Annotated in this window: 11 protein-coding genes and 1 pseudogene; 3 read left to right on the top strand and 9 right to left on the bottom strand. The window is 72.5% G+C overall.

All coding sequences use genetic code 11. The features are described from left to right. Nucleotides 1–9: 9 nt before the first annotated feature. The 4 genes from ACQP03_RS09490 to ACQP03_RS09475 all read right to left on the bottom strand — a co-directional run bounded on the left by ACQP03_RS09490 (nt 10) and on the right by ACQP03_RS09475 (nt 4227). The gene (locus ACQP03_RS09490) at nt 10–627 is read right to left on the bottom strand and encodes a response regulator (protein WP_433461143.1); all 618 of its coding nucleotides are present in this window, start codon (nt 625–627) and stop codon (nt 10–12) included. A gap of 59 nt (nt 628–686) precedes the next feature. Beyond that, entirely contained in the window at nt 687–2255 is a 1569-nt protein-coding gene (locus ACQP03_RS09485; protein ID WP_363661294.1) for a sensor histidine kinase, read from the bottom strand. Nucleotides 2256–2309: 54 nt separating this feature from the next. Further along, complete coding sequence (gene bioD / locus ACQP03_RS09480; protein ID WP_357393420.1) at nt 2310–3014, bottom strand: dethiobiotin synthase; 705 nt, start codon at nt 3012–3014, stop codon at nt 2310–2312. A 76-nt stretch (nt 3015–3090) separates the two neighbouring features. Then, on the bottom strand, nt 3091–4227 hold the full coding sequence (locus ACQP03_RS09475) for an 8-amino-7-oxononanoate synthase (RefSeq protein ID WP_357393418.1): 1137 nt from the start codon (nt 4225–4227) through the stop codon (nt 3091–3093). 294 nt (nt 4228–4521) lie between these two features. Here ACQP03_RS09475 and bioB point away from each other — a divergent pair, with 294 nt between their 5' ends. From bioB to ACQP03_RS09460, 3 genes are read left to right on the top strand one after another with little or no spacing between them, the layout of a single operon-like run. After that, complete coding sequence (bioB, locus tag ACQP03_RS09470) at nt 4522–5517, top strand: biotin synthase BioB (protein WP_357171302.1); 996 nt, start codon at nt 4522–4524, stop codon at nt 5515–5517. Nucleotides 5518–5522: 5 nt separating this feature from the next. Then, nucleotides 5523–5759: a hypothetical protein gene (locus ACQP03_RS09465; protein WP_357393364.1), complete on the top strand. Its 237-nt coding sequence runs from the start codon at nt 5523–5525 to the stop codon at nt 5757–5759. Between the two features lie 4 nt (nt 5760–5763). Further along, nucleotides 5764–6270, top strand: coding sequence for a GNAT family N-acetyltransferase (locus ACQP03_RS09460; RefSeq protein WP_357122923.1), 507 nt, complete (start codon nt 5764–5766; stop codon nt 6268–6270). Nucleotides 6271–6332: 62 nt separating this feature from the next. On the opposite strand, the gene ACQP03_RS09455 is transcribed toward ACQP03_RS09460, so the two are convergent. The 5 genes and pseudogenes from ACQP03_RS09455 to ACQP03_RS09435 form a co-directional block, all read right to left on the bottom strand. Then, the gene (locus tag ACQP03_RS09455) at nt 6333–8831 is read right to left on the bottom strand and encodes a non-reducing end alpha-L-arabinofuranosidase family hydrolase (protein WP_357122920.1); all 2499 of its coding nucleotides are present in this window, start codon (nt 8829–8831) and stop codon (nt 6333–6335) included. A gap of 206 nt (nt 8832–9037) precedes the next feature. Next, nucleotides 9038–11932, bottom strand: a complete 2895-nt coding sequence (locus tag ACQP03_RS09450) for a glycoside hydrolase family 9 protein (protein ID WP_357393362.1) — start codon at nt 11930–11932, stop codon at nt 9038–9040. Between the two features lie 282 nt (nt 11933–12214). Continuing rightward, nucleotides 12215–13303, bottom strand: coding sequence for a GNAT family N-acetyltransferase (locus ACQP03_RS09445; RefSeq protein WP_357393360.1), 1089 nt, complete (start codon nt 13301–13303; stop codon nt 12215–12217). Between the two features lie 90 nt (nt 13304–13393). After that, nucleotides 13394–14095 carry an amino acid-binding protein gene (locus tag ACQP03_RS09440; RefSeq protein ID WP_357171296.1) on the bottom strand — a complete coding sequence of 234 codons (702 nt, stop codon included), beginning with the start codon at nt 14093–14095 and terminating at the stop codon, nt 13394–13396. 142 nt (nt 14096–14237) lie between these two features. Then, nucleotides 14238–16029, bottom strand: a pseudogene (locus tag ACQP03_RS09435) (alpha-keto acid decarboxylase family protein). Between the last annotated feature and the right edge of the window lie 64 nt (nt 16030–16093).

Raw genomic sequence — 16093 nt, 5'->3', positions numbered from 1 at the left:
GGCCCCCGCTCACCGCTCGACCAGCCCCGCCTCGTACGCGAGGATCGCCGCCTGCACCCGGTTGCGCACCTCCAACCGGGTGAAGATGCTCGTCAGATAGCTCTTCACGGTGCCCTCCACCAGGTGCAGCCGGCGAGCGATCTCCGCGTTGGACAGCCCCGCGCCGACCAGCGCCAGTACCTCGCGTTCCCGTTCGGTCAGCCCGGCCGTCCGGTCCCGCGCGGCGGGCCGGCGCGCCAACCGCCCGGCGCCCAGCTCGATCACCCGACGTGCCACCCGCGGCGACAGGTACGCCCCGCCGTCGGCGACCGCGTGCACCCCGGCGATCAACTCCCGTGGATCGCCGGCCTTGAGCAGGAACCCGCTCGCGCCGTGCCCGAGCGCCCGAGCCACGTGGTCGTCCTCACCGAAGGTGGTCAGCATCACCGTCGCCGTGGCCGGCGCCAACCGGTGGATCTCGGCCGCCGCGGCCAGGCCGTCCAGGCGGGGCATCCGGATGTCCAGCAACGCCACCCGTGGCCGGTGCGCGCGGACCAGCTCCACCGCCGCCCGGCCGTCGGCGGCCTCGGCGACGACCTCGATACCCGGGTCGGCCGCGAGGATGGCCCGGACCCCGGCCCGGATCATCGCCTCGTCGTCGGCCAGGACCACCCGGACGGGCGCGGTCGGAACCGTGTCGGTGTCCACTACGCGATGCGCTCCTTGCTGACCAGTCGGCCGTCGGTGAAGCAGAGCCGCCACGTCGCCTCGGCGAGGGGGAAGTTGCCGTCGGTGTAGTACTCGCAGCCCGGCGCCGCGACACCGAGCGGCGGGGCGAGCTGCCGGCGCGGCAGCCCGGGTAGGTCGGCCCGTGCCGTGCCGGGCCGCATCTGGTCGTACGTCGACTCGTCGAGCACCGTGCCGGCCGTGGCGAACGGGTAGTAGACCAGCGACAGGGCCAGCCCGAAGCCGGCCGGAGCCGCGAGCGCAGTCAGCAGGCTCCGTCGAGCCCGGCGACGAGCCTCGCGCAGCCGGCGTTCGGCGTCGAGCGGCCGTTCCGAAACGCCCCCGGACGCGGGGACGTCCTCGAACGTCCCGCTGGCGGCGGCCACCGCTGACAGCCCCGGTTCGGCGACGAGCGGCAGCCGGGCCCGCACCGCGAATCCGCCGTCCGGGGCCGGGCCGGCGTCCAGGACGCCGCCGGCCAGGCGTACCCGCTCGGCGAGCGCGACCAGACCACTACCCGAGGAGGCCGGTCGGGGCAGCGGACCGGCCGGCGGCGGGGCGTTGCGCACCCGCACCTCGACCCCGTCCAGGTCGGACGCCAGGCGCACTGTCACCGGGGCGCCCGGGGCGTACCGGGCCGCGTTGGTGAGCGCCTCCCGCACCACCTGGTGGGCGGCGGCCCCGGTCATGCCGGGCAGGCGCAGGGTGTCCGGCGGCGCGTCCAGGCGTACCGCCATCCCGGCCTCACGAGCCCCGGTGACGAGGTCGACGACGGTCTCCCCCACCGGCCGGACAGCGGCCGGGCCGCCCTCCTCCCGCAGCACCCCGATGATGTCGTGCAGCCGTTCGGTCGCCGCCGCCACGCTGGCCCGCAGGTCCCCGACCGCCGTCCGGTGCGCCGGAGCGAGGTCGTCGGCCAGCTCCAACGCGGCGGCCCGCACCGCGATGAGACTGAGATCGTGACCCAGCGAATCGTGCATCTCCTCGGCGATCCGCGCCCGCTCGCGGAGCCGGATCCGCTCCGCGACGCCACGCCGCTCGCGCGCCACCGCCTCGACGTGCCGGCGGCCGGCGTCGGTCAGCGCCTGCTGCTGCCGGCGGTACCGACCCACCAGCCACGGGAACACCCCGCCGAACAGCAGCACCGACGCCAACAGGAACCAGGTCGCCGCCCCGGTGCCGAGCAACCCGAGGTTCAGCACCGTGCCGCCGACGGCGATCACGCCGAAGAGCACGGCCGCCGGCGTCGCCGTCGCGCTGCGCCGGCCGCTCAGATAGCTGAACACCGGGATGGCGAAGACGAAGTTGCCGTCCACCAGCGAACCGAGCACCACCAGGAGCAACCCCACCAGCGGCCACCGTCGCGCCGACGCGACGGCGACCGCGAGCAGCGCCAGCGAGCCGAACAACAGCGCCACCCCGAAACGCGGGTACGGCGGAGTCACCCGCGCGGCCGCGATCGGCGCGGCCACCAGCGCCCAGAGCGACACGTCCCGCAGTGGACGCCGCCACCGGGGCGCCCCGCGCACGGACGGCTCCAGGATCCTCACGGCGGCCACGCTACCCACGCACGACCTGCCCGGACACCGACGAAAGTCAGGTGTTCAGCTGCTCTCCTCGGCCCAGACGCGCCAGTCGTCGAGCACCCCGTGCAGCGCCGGAGTGAGCCACCCCGGCGCCGACCGCCGGAACACCCCCGGATCGATCGCGCTCGCCCCGGCCGGCACCGCGCCCAGCAGGTTCGGCACCAGGTCGGTCAGGTTCGTCCAGTGCACCAGCTCCGGCGACGCCGGCCAGGCCCCGATCACCACTCCGGCCGGTACCGCCCGACGGTCCAGCGCCTCCAGGGTCAACGCCGTGTGGTTGAGCGTGCCCAGCCCGGCGCGGGCGACCACGACCGCGGGCGCGCCGAGGGACACCGCCAGGTCGGCCATCGTCCACGGCTCACCGGACGGGCGCAGCCCCATCGGCACCAGCAGACCGCCGGCCCCCTCGACGAGGACCAGGTCGTGCTTGTCCGCCTCCGCGCGGACGGCGTCCACCGCCGTGTACAGCTCCAACGGGGGCAGGTCCGCGACCCGGGCCGCGGCCAGCGGCGCGAGCGGGTCCGGAAAGCTCGCCAGGGTACGACCGGTCAGCGGGGCCGCTAACCGGTTGACCGCGTCCACGTCACCCGGCTCACCACTGGCCGTGCCGGTCTGGCCCGGTTTGACCACCGCCACCCGCAGGCCGGCGGCCTGCGCCGCCGCCGCGATCGCCGCCGTGACGACCGTCTTGCCCACCTCGGTGTCGGTGCCGGTGACCAGCACCGGCCCCTCCCACGCGCTCACGGCACCAGCTCTGTACGCGACTGCGGGGCTCGCAAAACCGGCTCACTCCTCGCGCTCATGGGGCACCGTCCACGATGACGTCCAGCGCCCGCTCGAAGTCCGCCCGCGGCACCCCCGCGCTGATGGTGAGGCGCAGCCGGGAGCGGGTGTCCGGGGTCGACGGGGGCCGGAAGCACCCCACCGCGACGCCCCGGTCCCGGCAGTCGGCCGCCCAGGCCGTCGCGGCCTCCGGACCGGGCGCCGTCACCGAGATCACCGCCGCGTCCGGCGCGGAGACGGCCAGCCCGGCCGCGCGCAGTCGACCGACCGCCAGCGTCACCCGGTCGGCGATCTCGGCGCGCAGGTCGTCACCGGCTCGGGCCAGCCCCAGCGCGGCGTGCACCCCGGCCGCCACGGCCGGCGGCAGCGCGGTGTCGAAGATGAACGTACGGCCGGTCTCGACCAGGTGCCGGACGAACTCGGCCGGACCGGCGACCACCCCGCCCGCCCCGCCGAGCGCCTTGGACAGGGTGGCGGTGACCACCACGTCCGGCTGACCGGCCAGACCGGCGGCGGCCACCGCGCCCGCTCCGGACGGACCGGTGACGCCGAGCGCGTGCGCGTCGTCGACCAGCAGTAGCGCGCCGTAGCGGCGGGCCACCGCGTGCAACTCGGCCAGCGGTGCGAGGTCGCCGTCGACCGAGAAGACCGACTCGGTGACCACCACCGCCGGGCGTCCCGGCGCCACGGCCAGCGCTGCGGCCACCGCCGTCACGTCGGCGTGCGCGCTGACCACCGTCTCGGCGCCCGAGATCCGGCAGCCGTCGATGAGCGACGCGTGGTTGTGCGCGTCGGAGACGAGCAGGGTCCGGGGCTGCACGAGAGCCCGCAACGCGCCCAGGTTCGCCAGGTAGCCGGAGGAGAAGACGAGAGCCCGGTCGGTGCCCAGCCACCGCGCCAGGTCGTCCTCCAGGGCGTGGTGCGCGTCGGTCGAGCCGCGCACCAGACGCGAACCGGTCGCGCCCAGCCCGTACGCGGACAGTGCCGCCGTGGCCGCGGCCGTGACCTCCGGGTGGGTGGCCAGGCCGAGGTAGTCGTTGCCGGCGAGGTCGGTCATCCGGTCGTCGGCGGGACGCGGGTGCAGCCGCCGGGTCAATCCGGCCTTCGCCCTCAACTGCGCGCGACGATCGAGCGCCGCCAGCCAGTCCGCCACCGTCACCCCTTCACCGCCGTCCGCGCCGGTCACGCCGACGTCCGCCGGGCGAAATTACCACCCGCGACCATCGAGCAGACGAATCCATTCGGTACGCGAGGCACGGCGGCGGCGAACGTAGCCGCAGCGAGACCGGCCACCACGGACCGTCGTAACGTCGTCACGGATGGTTGCCGCAGGCGCGGTGCGTCGCCCGACCCGCACGGCCGGCGATCGGGCCCGGCCCCGCCGGTTCGCGTCGACCCCGGCGGCAGGTCGTACCCGGCCGGACCGGGGCCTTGTAGGGTACGAGCCATGCCAGAGATCCTCGACCAGGCCCGCACCCAGGTCCTGGGTGACGGCGTCGGCCTCGACCAGGCCGGCGTCCTCGCCGTGCTCACCCTGCCCGACGAGCACCTGCCCGCCGCCCTGCAACTCGCCCACGAGGTGCGGATGCGGTGGTGCGGCCCCGAGGTCGAGGTCGAGGGCATCGTCTCGCTGAAGACCGGCGGCTGCCCGGAGGACTGCCACTTCTGCTCCCAGTCGGGCCTGTTCACCTCGCCGGTGCGCTCGGTCTGGCTGGACATCCCGTCGCTGGTCGAGGCCGCGAAGCAGACCGCGAAGACCGGGGCCACCGAGTTCTGCATCGTGGCCGCCGTGCGCGGCCCGGACGCGCGGCTGATGAAGCAGATGCGCGAGGGCGTCGCCGCCATCAAGGCCGAGGTCGACATCCAGGTCGCCGCGTCGCTGGGCATGCTCAGCCAGGAGCAGGTCGACGACCTGGTCGACATGGGTGTGCACCGCTACAACCACAACCTGGAGACCTGCCGGTCGTACTTCCCCAACGTGGTCACCACCCACTCCTGGGAGGAGCGCTGGGAGACGCTGCGGATGGTCCGCGACTCCGGCATGGAGGTGTGCTGCGGCGGCATCCTCGGCCTGGGCGAGACCGTCGAGCAGCGGGCGGAGTTCGCCGCGCAGCTCGCCGAACTCGACCCGCATGAGGTGCCGCTGAACTTCCTCAACCCGCGCCCCGGCACCCCGCTCGGCGACCGCCCGGTGGTCGAGGGCAAGGACGCGCTGCGGGCCATCGCCGCGTTCCGGCTGGCCATGCCGCGCACCATCCTGCGGTACGCGGGCGGCCGCGAGATCACCCTCGGTGACCTGGGCACCCGCGACGGCCTGCTCGGCGGCATCAACGCGGTGATCGTCGGCAACTACCTGACCACGTTGGGCCGGCCGGCGACCGCCGACCTCGACCTGCTGGACGAGCTGAAGATGCCGGTCAAGGCCCTCTCCGCCACGCTGTGACGACCATGACGACGACCTCCGACGCCGAACCGACCCGCAGCGGCGGCCCGGCGTCGGCGGCCGTGCCCTGGTGCGACAGGTGCGGCGAGGCGGCGGCCGACGACGCCCACCCGGGCTGCGCGGCGGCCCGGCAGTTGGAGCCGCCGCGCTACTGCTCGCGCTGTCGACGCCGGATGAAGGTGCAGGTCCTGCCGGTCGGCTGGTCGGCGGTCTGCGTCGAGCACGGCGAGATCCGGGGCTGAGCCGATGCTGCGCGGGCGGGCGGTGACCCTGCGACCGGCGACGGTCGCGGACGTGCCGGCCCTCGCGGCCATCCGGGCGCACCCCGAGGTACGCCGGTGGTGGCGCGGCGGTGACGACCTGGCCGGCGCGGTCCACGCCGACCTCGGTGACGACGACCTGACGCTGTACGCCATCGAGCACGACGGCCGGGTGATCGGCGCGATCCAGTGGTACGCCGAGTCCGACCCGGACTACCGACACGCCAGCCTGGACGTGTTCCTCGACCCGGCGTCCCGTGGCGAGGGCCTCGGCGGCGACGCCATCCGCACCCTGGCCCGGCACCTGATCGACGAGTACGGCCACCACCGGTTCACCATCGACCCGGCGGCGGCGAACACCGCCGCGATCCGGGCGTACGCGAAGGTGGGCTTCCGCCCGGTGGGCATCATGCGGCGGTACGAGCGCGGCGAGGACGGCCGCTGGCACGACGCCCTGCTGATGGACCTGCTCGCCGACGACCTGACGGACTGAACCCAAGGGCGTGCCCGGCACCGCACGGGTGCCGGGCACGCGTTCCTCGAACTGGCTGACGCCTAGCGCTGGAGGGTCAGTACACCCGGCCGCCACGGCAGCCGGTTGTAGTCGCCGCTCGCGTTGGGGTCCTTGCCCTGGTACAGCAACTGCAGGTTGCAGGCGTCGACGGTCTTGGTCTGGTCGGGGTTGGTGCGGACCAGGTCACCGTGGCTGATGTCGTTGGTCCACGTGGCGCCGCTGTTGGCCTTGCCGGCGAACGGGTTGCTCTCGGTGGCGGCCTGCGGGGTCCACGAGCCGCCCAGGCTGGTGGACGTGAACGACCGGAAGTAGCGCTGCCCCTGGCTTCCGATCGCCTCGACGAGCATCAGGTACTGGTTCTGGCCCGCCACCTTGTAGACCTCGACGCCCTCGAACAGGTTGTTGGACGAGTCGGTCATGATCGTCGTGTAGCTCGAGCCGAAGCTGCCCGGGAAGTTCCCCAGCGGCATGCTCGACCGGTAGATCTTGCCGTTGTCCCCGGCGAAGAACAGGTACATGTTCTGGTCGTCACCGATGAGGGTCTGGTCGATCACACCGTACGGCGCGTCCGAGAGGGTGGCCGTGGACAGCGTCTGCGCCGAGGACCAGCCGTTGGCGTTCGTCGGGTCGCTCGACGTCTTGTAGCTGAACGAGGTCGGTCCCCACTGGTACGCCAGCACCCAGATGTTCTTCGGGGCGAAGTACAGCAGGGTGGGCGCCACGGTGCCCTGGCTCATTCCGTTCTGGCTGGCCGAGGCCATGTCGGACCAGTTGGTGAACGTGCCGAAGTTCATCGAGCTGTACTGGCCGCTGCTGTTGACGTATGACCCGTAGACCAGGTGCTGGCCGTTGTAGACCACGTTGGTGAAGTCCTTGAGCGAGAGCCAGCCGTTCTTCGGGCTCGTCAGCGCGCCGGTCGACGACCACCGGTAGGTCGACGGGAGCGCGCAGCCGTTGTTCGGCGGCGGCGTGGTGGTTGGCGGCGGCGTGGTGGGGGCCGGCGTGGTGGGGGCCGGCGTGGTGCCGCCGCCGAAGTCGGTCCGCCACTGCTGGTTGGTCTGCCCGTGGCAGTCGTACAGCTGGACCTGCTGGCCGTTGCCGGTGCCCCAGACGTCCAGGCAGCGACCGGACTGCACGCCGGTGATGGTGCCGTTGGAGTTGATGTTCCACTGCTGGTTGGCCCCGCTGCCGCAGTCCCAGATGATGATTGCGGTGCCGTTGGCGGTGGCCGCGCCGTTCGCGTCCAGGCACTTGTTGCCGTAGACCCGCAACTGCTTGCCACTGGTGTACGTCCACTGCTGGTTCGACTGACTGTGGCAGTCGTAGAGCTGGACCCGGGTGCCGTTGGTCTGCGTGGAGTTGGGCACGTCGATGCACCGACCCGACTGCACTCCGACGATCCGGCCGGCGCCACCGCTCGGCGGCGGGCTCGTGGTCGGACTCACCGTCGGACTCACGGTCGGGCTCACCGTCGGGCTCGCGGTCGGGCTGGAGGTCGGCGGGGCCGCGTTGAGCGCGTTGAGGACGGAGTTGTAGGCGGCCTTCTTGTTGCCGTTGCCGTCGAAGAGCAGCGGGCTCTCGTTGGAGCGCCAGGAGTCGCTGTCGCGTACGCCCCAGACGGTGATGCCGATGCAGCGCGGCACGTTCAGGCACGCCTGGGTCAGCCCGGCGTACTGGGTGGTGGAGGCGTTGGTGACGTCGACCTCGGTCAGCGCCACGTCCACGCCGAGCGCGGCGAAGCTGGACAGCGTGGTCTGGAAGTTGCTCGGCAGCGAGCTGCCACCGGTGAAGTGGGTCTGCAACCCGACGCAGTCGATCGGCACGCCGCGGGACTTGAAGTCCTGGATCATGCGGTAGACGCCCTGCGTCTTGCCGTACGACCAGTTCTCGATGTTGTAGTCGTTGTAGCAGAGCTTGACCGACGGGTCGGCCGCCCGCGCGGTGCGGAACGCCACCTCGATCCAGTCGTTGCCGGTGCCCTGGAGGTTGGAGCTGCGGCGGCTGCCGTCCTCGTTGAACGCCTCGTTGACCACGTCCCACGCGGCGAGCTTGCCCCGGTAGTGGCCCATCACGCCGTTGATGTGGTCGATCATCGCCTGACGCAGGGCGCTGCCGCTCAGGCTCTGCATCCACCCCGGCTGTTGGGCGTGCCAGGCCAGGGTGTGCCCACGCACCTTCAGGCCGCGCTGGGTCGCCCAGTTGTAGATCTGGTCACCGGAGTTGAAGTTGAACTGGCCCCGCTGGGGCTGCGTCGACTCCGGCTTCATCTCGTTCTCGGCCGTGATCATGTTGAACTCTTGTGCCGCGATCGTGCTGTACTGCGAGTTGCTGAGCCGGCCCGCCGCGATGGCGGTGCCGAAGTACCGGCCCGACTGCGCGGCGGCCGCGCCGAGCGTGCTCGCGGCGGCGTTCGCCGAGGGCATCATGACCGCGACGGCGGCCACGGTCACGACGCTGAACGCGCCAGCGAGCAGCGCTCGGAAGACGGGCGATCGCCGTCGCCGAGTGCCGCCGCGATGAACGGATGGGCGCACTGCCATCTCGGCCTCCTTAAAGGGCCAACACCCGGGCCGCCGAGGGCGAGGACGACCGGATGTATCGATTGAGACATCTAACTCAGTCGATGCTAACCACGCACCGGTCCGGGCAATGGAGTTTTCGGAAATGTTTCGGAAATGTTTTGGCCCTGCGCGGCGTGGCCGGTCGCCAGAGTTCGGCGCCGGCCACGCCACGACCCGTCAACGAGTCAGGCGACGGCGCAGGTGGTGTTGTTCACGGTGAAGGCGGTCGGCTTCGGGTTGCTGCCGCTGTGCGTGCCGTTGAAGCCGAAGCTCACCGACGCGCCCGGCGCGATCGTGCCGTTGTAGGACAGGTTCGTCGCGGTGACCGCCGCGCCGGCCTGGCTGACGGTCGCCGACCAGCCCTGGCTGACGGTCTGCCCGCCCGGGAAGCTGAACCGCAGTGCCCAGCCGTTGATCGCGGCGGTGCCGGTGTTGGTGATCGTCACCGTCGCGGTGAAGCCGGTGTTCCAGTCCGTCGTGGCGTACCCGACCGAGCAGGTGCCGCCGACCGGCGGCGCCGCCGTGGTCACCGCGACCGGCGCGGACGCCGCGGAGGTGTTGCCGGCCGCGTCGACGGCCACCACGTAGAACTGGTACGCCGTGGAGGCGGTCAGCCCGGTCACCGCGAGGGTGCTGCCGGTCGGCGACCCGATGAGCGCGTCGGTCGCGCCGGCCTCGCGGTAGACCCGGTAGCCGGTGACGCCCACGTTGTCGGTCGACGGTGTCCAGGCCAGGGTGAGGCCGGTCGCGGTGACCGCCGAGGCGACCGGCGTGCCGGGCGTGCTCGGCACGGTCGTGTCGGTGGAGCCGGTCGGCGGCGTGGTCACGGTGAGCACCGGCGAGGCCGCCGAGGTGTTGCCCGCGCCGTCGCGGGCCACGACGGTGAACTCGTACGACGTCGCCGGCAGCAGCGTCGAGATGGTCAGCGTCGTGCCGGTGACCGGCCGGACGACGACCGTGTCGCTGTTGACCTGGACCTCGCGGACGTTGTAGCCGGCCAGCCCGCTACCGCCGCTGTCGGTGGACGCCGACCAGGTCAGGGTCACCGAGCGGGACGCGAAATTGGACGCCACCGGCTTGCCCGGGACGCTCGGCGCGGTGGTGTCCGGCACGACCGGCCCCGGCTCGTCACCCCAGACGCGGGTGCTGCCGGCGTAGAGCGGAACCTTGCGGTTCGGCCCGGCGGTGGCCTGGTACGACGGGTCGTTGGTCGGATCCCAGGTGCCGCCCTCCGGCACACCGATCTTGAACTGGACCTCCATCCGGTGTGCCGACTGTCCGGCCGGGGCGATGGTGTAGCCGGTGCAGTCCACCTCGACGTACCAGATGTCGCCGCTGTACTGCTTGGCGGTGGTCGGCGACGGGCAGCCCTGGGTGTAGCCGGAGGTGACCTGCACCGGGCCGCTGCCGTCGGGCCGGAAGTAGTACCGGAACTTGCCGTTGGTCAGCGCGCGGGCCGGGAACGCCGACTTGTTGTAGACGATCGCCTTGAGCCCGGTGGCCCGCGGCTCGGCCTGCATGACGGTGGTCTCCACGGTCATCTCGTCCATGTCCGGCGTCTCGGCGACCGGGAAGTTCGCCAGCGGGGTGCCGCCGTACTCGGAGGTCAGCCGGACCAGCGCGGACGTGAAGCCGGCGTTGTAGTCGGTGGCCACCTCGTTCATCACGTAGTCCGACCGACTGTCGGTGTACGCGTCGTTGGCCGAGGACGGGCCGCCGACCAGCGCGCCGTAGAGGGTGTGTCGGGTCTCGACGGGCACGGTCTGGCTGTCCCACCAGGACCCGTGCGCGGTGCGGTGATGCGGGTTCTTCGGCGCGTTGGCGCCGAACCCGATGACGTAGCTGGAGTTGCGCGGGTTGTCGCCGAGCGCGTAGTTGATCTGCCGGACGGCGAAGTCGTGGTACCGCGCCTTGCGGGTGGTGTCGGTGGTCTTGTCGCTGTAGACCAGCGCGGCGAAGGAGGTGTTGGCCGCATAGCGCAGTGCGCCCCAGGAGTCGAGCACCGCCATCCCACCGGGCGAGTACGGCACCCGCTGCCCGTTCACCCCGACCGTCCAGTAGTCCAGCCAGCGGTTGGCGTCGTCGACGTACTTCTGCTTGCCGGTCAGGTTCGCCAGCAGCACGTACGCGCCGAACTGCTTGTTGTCCCAGGCGATCGTCCACTTGTAGGAACGGGTCGTGGACTGCGGCTCGGTGCCGAGCTTGTCGTACTCACTCTCGGCCTTGGTCAGGTAGCTGGCGTCGCCGGTGGCCCGGTAGAGCCAGATGGCGGCCCACACCAGCTCGTCCTGGTAGCCGCTCCACGATTTGTAGAACGCGGCCGCGTCGGTGATGCACTCGCTGTAGGCCTTCCGCACGGTGTCGGCGAACGTGTAGAGCTGCCGGGCGTGGGTGAGCAGCTTGTCCGCGTAGGTCGCATCGGTGGGCCGGAACACCATCGAGGACGCGGCCATCGCCGCCGCCGTCTCCCCCGCCAGGTCCGCGCCGCCACAGCTCGCATCAATCTTGTACGCGGGCCGCGCCATCGGCAGCACCTCGGCCGGGCCCCACCACTTGTGGTCGTCGTCGCCCTTGCCGACCTGTCCGTAGAGGACGTTCGCCGACGGGTGCGCCTTGATGAAGTAGTCGTTGACGAAGCGCAGGTTGTTCAGCAGGTGCGGCAACTGGCCGGAGGCGCTGTAGCCGCTGCGGTACTCCACCGCGCCCCAGGCGAGCATGGTGGCGCTGAACGCCATCGGGAAGCCGAACTTGACGTGGTCGCCGGCGTCGTACCAGCCGCCGGTCAGATCGACTCCCGTACCGGCGCCGTCGGTGAGCGCGCTGTCGCCGCGCCAGGAGACGCGGTTCCAGTCGGGCAGTTGGCCGGACTGCTGCGCCTCGTAGAACAGCAGCGACTTCTGCAACGCCTCGGCGTAGTTGAAGGTGGGCGCGGCGGACGCCGGTCCGGGCGTCGGCGCGGCGACCGCGAGGGCCGCGCCGGTGAGCAGGGCGACGCCGGCGGCCAGCAGCCGCCGGGGCCACGGTTGGTCGACGGGCGACCGGCCGGGGTGGCCGGTGGACGGCCGGGTCAGGTGGCGCATGAAGGGCTCCTGTTAGCCAGGCGCCGCCGGCGGTCGCACCGACGCGGGACGGCGTGGGGGCGGCACGGCCACCGGCGACAGCGGGGGTGGCGGTGTGGCCACGGGCGTGGAAGCGCTCCCATGGATATCCGACAATGTAATGTGCGCCACGTCGAATGGGAAGCCCACGCCGCGCCACAGCGCCATCGCGCTCGCCGACGTTACGGCGACACGCGTGCCACCGCGCGGAAAGTCGACCCGGCCGCCAGGTCCGTCCGAGACGTCGTCCCAGCTCAGCCCGATCTACCGAGGCCGTCGGCCGGTCCCGGACATCCCCTGGTGGCCGGTTGTGGTCGTTTCGGACGGCATCGGAACCCCGAGCGGTACGGTCAGCGCGAGCAGACCGCCGTCCCGCTGCACCGAGCTGGGCCGGTCCAGTCGACGCAGCGTCCGCAGCATGGGCGCGTTGTCCGCCCGCACGTGCAACACCAACGCCGCGTAGGCGGCCCGGTCGGCGTGCGACACCAGCCGGCGCAGCAGGGCCGAGCCCAGCCCACGCCGCTGCCAGTCGTCGCGGACCAGAAGCGCCACCTCGGCCTCGTCGCCCTCGCCGAGCAGGTTCGCCATGGCGACCACCGCGCCGTCGGTGTCGGTGGTCGTCGCGACCAGGGTGAGCCCCCGAGCCGGCTCCAACAGTCGACGCAGTCGGGCCGGTCGCGGCAGCGCCGCCCCACTCAGGTAGCGCCGTTCCCGACTGCGCGGGGAGCACGACTCGTGCAGCTCCACCACACCCGCCAGGTCGTCCGCGCACGCCGGTCGCACCGCCACCTCGACGCCGTCCGGCAGCACCAGGGTCACCTGCTCGGCGGCCCGCCGAGCCACGGTGGCGGCCAGCTCGACCAGGGCCCGTGCCCGGGCGTACTCCGCCGGAGTGAAGGCGGGCGCCGTCCGGCTCAGCGCGAACGTGCCGCCCGCCGGGTCGGCCAGCACCATGCTCGTGCCGGTGCTGCCCCGGTCCGTACCGGTCGCCGCCGGACGCCAGCTCACCGAGTCGGCGCCGAGCAGCGTACGCAACGCCTCACCCGTCGCGTCCGGATCGCGCACCAGCCGGTTGGCCAGGCCGAGCACCCGGGTCGGTTGGTCGACCAGGCCGCGCGCCTCGCTGCGCGCCACCCAGCAGTCCCGCCCGCGCCCTCGTTCGACGGCGGCGATCAGCTCGGTCTCGTCGAGCGTGTCCGGCGCGTCCACCAGGAAGTCGTCGACCGCGCCATGCTCGGTGGGCTGCACCTGCACCGTGAGGATGTTGACCCCGCGCAGCGCGAGGCTCGCCGTGAGGACCGACAGATAGCCGGGCCGGTCGTCCACTGTCGCTCGGATCCGCCACAACGTCATGGGTTGGCTCCCTTCCCCACCCAGAGCCTCGTCCGCGGCTGTTGCCGCCCGGTTGCTCGCCGGTGTCGACCCGGGAACTCCTCGCGCTGGTCAGGGACCGGCGACCACCGGAGGCGCACCGACCAGGTCCAGTCGGTCGCCCAGGATGACCGCGCTGGCCCGGACGAGTTGGGTGAGCCGGTCGACCTCCGTGCTGTGGAAACCCGCGGCGCAGAGGGTCTCGTTGTGCTCGCGGGCCACCACCAGCACCAGACCCGCCCGCCCGAACGGGGCGATCCCGTAGTGGGTGCCGTCGGGGGCGGTCATCGACCGCCCGCGCAGCGGAGTCACCTCCGGCAACCGCGGCGGTACGGGAGCGCGCCAGCTCGCGTGACCGACGGTGGCCCCGCCACCCCCCGTACGCGACGCCCAGTCCACCGGGACCACGGCCGCCACCGCCCAGTCGGCCGCCAGCAGGCCCGGTACGGCGTCCACCAGGGTCGCCAGTCCGTCGGCCGGGTTCGCCGCGACCTGGGCCAGCAGCTCCGCGTCCTGGCCGGTGGTGGTGGGCGCGCCGATCGCCCGCCACACACCGTCCACCCGTACGCCCGGGATCGCCGCGAGACCGGCCAGCAGACGCTCGACCCGTGCCGCGCCGGGCCACACCACCGTGAAGTCGTCCACCGCGCGCCCGCCGAGGCGCTCCAGAACCACGACCTGCACGATGTCCGCGCCGGAGACACCCAGCGTGCGGGCGACCTGACCGAGGGTGCCCGGACGGTCCGGCAGGGTGACCCGAACTCGCAGCAACATGTCTGTCCCTCCGCTCGGCGGGCCGGCGACGGCCGGCGGGCTGCTCACAGCCTGCCGGGTGACCATTTCGCCCCTGTTGCAGAGGCATATCCCGAGCGGAAATTCCGGCGGCCGATTACGGGGCGAAACCGGACGCTGACGCTCAGGGGAGCCCACCCAGGGGCAGGACCGGCGTGGAGGCGAGCTGTGCGTGGTAGTCGGCGGCGGACGTCTCCCGACCCCACTGGGGCATGCCGGTGGGCAGGTCCAGTGGGTCGGTCTCCACCTCGATCAGGGTCAACTGGGCCGGAGGGCCGTCGATGCCGGCCAGGATGGCGGCCAGCTCGGCTTCGGTACGGGCGACGTGCGCGGTGAAGCCCCGGTCCCGTCCGAACACCGCCGGCAGATCCGTGTACCGCCAGTTGTCGATGTCGTTGTACGGCTGGTGCCGCCCGTCGACCGCCCGCTCGACGGTGTAGCCGCCGTTGTTGACCACGATGATGATCGGGCGTTGGTTCGTGGCGAGCATCCGGCTGATCTCCTGCACGGTCAGCTGCAGTGATCCGTCGCCGGTGACCAGCACCGTCCGGCCTCCTCGGCGAGCGGGGTGAACGGCGCGCCGGCCGGTCGCCAGAGCCGGGGCAGCAGGTCGACCGTCGATCCGGTGCCGCCACCGCGGCTCCGAAGGCGGCCGGGGTGGCGTAGCCGATCGAGCCCCAGATGGGCGGCCACACGACGGTGACGTCGGCGGGCAGGCGCATCGTCGCCGCGCCGAAGGAAGGGGTGCCGGTCTCCGGGACGAAGATGTCCCCCTCGCGCAGCATCCGCTGGATCGCCGGCCAGAGCCGTGCCTGCCGGATCGGCTCGTTGCTCGACGGGTCGAGTGCGGGCGGGTCGGCCGCGAGCAACGGCGCGCGTGACCACTGCGCCGTACGGTTCGGGGCGATCTCGTGCAGGCACCGCAGCGCTGCCGGCAGGGCGACCGGGGCGAAGCGGGTGCCGCCGACGACGGCGGCGTCGCGGTGCAGGCTGATGACCCGGTCGACCTTGATGTCGGCGGTGAACAGGCCGTCCCAGTCGAAGAACGTTGCGCCCACACAGACAAGCGCGTCCGCGTCCTCCACGACCGCGCGGACCTCGTCGACGCTGTCACCGCCGTTGTAGGCGCCCACGTAGTGCGGGTCGGACTCGTCCAGCAGCCCCCGTCCCAGCGACTGCGCGGCGACCGGCCAGTTCCGTTCGGCGGCCAGGGCGGTGACGGCAGCGCCGAGGTGCAGGCGGATCGGCAGGTTCCCCACCAGCAGGGCGGGCCGCTCGGCGCCGGCGAGCAGCCGCCGGGCGGCGGTGGCGAAGGCGTCGAGTTGCCCGGGTGAGACGACCGGCTCGGGGCGGGTGAACGGTCGCCCCGGCTCGGCGACCTCGGCGTGGACCACGTCGCCGGGCATCCGGACGTAGACCGGACGCTGCTGCGACCAGCACTCGGTGAGCACCCGGTCGACCTCGTCCAGCGCGTTCTGCGGCGTCAGCGAGGTCTGGGCGACCGTCACCTCGCGTGCCACCCGTACCCAGTGGTCGAAGTCGCCGTCGGCGAGCGAGTGGTGCATGGAGGTGCGCTGCCGCATGATCTCCGCGGTCGGACCGCCGACGATCGAGACGATCGGCACCGACTCCGCCATGGCCCCGGCGAGGGCGTTGACCGCCGACAGTTCGCCGGGACCGAACGTCGTGAGGATCGCGGCCACACCGGCGAGGCGGGCGTATCCATCGGCGCTGTAGCCGGCGTTGAGCTCGTTGCAACTGCCGACCCACTCGATCCCGTCGAACGCCTCGATCTGATCGAGGAAGTCCATGTTGTAGTCGCCCGGCAGCCCGAAGACATGGCGTACTCCGAGGTCGTAGAGCCGGCTGAGCAACAGCTCGCCCACCGTCGTCGTACCCTCGCTCGCCTTCGCCACGATCGCCCCCCACCGCTCCGGAGACCACTGCCGCGGTCCGCCCATCAAGAGACGATATCTGGGC

Source organism: Micromonospora sp. CA-248212 (assembly GCF_050948405.1).
GTDB lineage: Bacteria > Actinomycetota > Actinomycetes > Mycobacteriales > Micromonosporaceae > Micromonospora.
The sequence above is the reverse complement of the archived record's forward strand: the minus strand, read 5'-3'. Positions and strand labels throughout refer to the sequence as shown.

Bases quoted from the DNA above. Each gene is read 5' to 3' on its own strand.
- ACQP03_RS09440 (WP_357171296.1), bottom strand. From the start codon at position 14,095: ATGTTGCTGCGAGTTCGGGTCACCCTGCCGGACCGTCCGGGCACCCTC.
- ACQP03_RS09490 (WP_433461143.1), bottom strand. From the start codon at position 627: ATGATCCGGGCCGGGGTCCGGGCCATCCTCGCGGCCGACCCGGGTATC.
- ACQP03_RS09465 (WP_357393364.1), top strand. From the start codon at position 5,523: ATGACGACGACCTCCGACGCCGAACCGACCCGCAGCGGCGGCCCGGCG.
- ACQP03_RS09445 (WP_357393360.1), bottom strand. From the start codon at position 13,303: ATGACGTTGTGGCGGATCCGAGCGACAGTGGACGACCGGCCCGGCTAT.
- ACQP03_RS09450 (WP_357393362.1), bottom strand. From the start codon at position 11,932: ATGCGCCACCTGACCCGGCCGTCCACCGGCCACCCCGGCCGGTCGCCC.
- bioB (WP_357171302.1), top strand. From the start codon at position 4,522: ATGCCAGAGATCCTCGACCAGGCCCGCACCCAGGTCCTGGGTGACGGC.
- ACQP03_RS09455 (WP_357122920.1), bottom strand. From the start codon at position 8,831: ATGGCAGTGCGCCCATCCGTTCATCGCGGCGGCACTCGGCGACGGCGA.
- ACQP03_RS09460 (WP_357122923.1), top strand. From the start codon at position 5,764: ATGCTGCGCGGGCGGGCGGTGACCCTGCGACCGGCGACGGTCGCGGAC.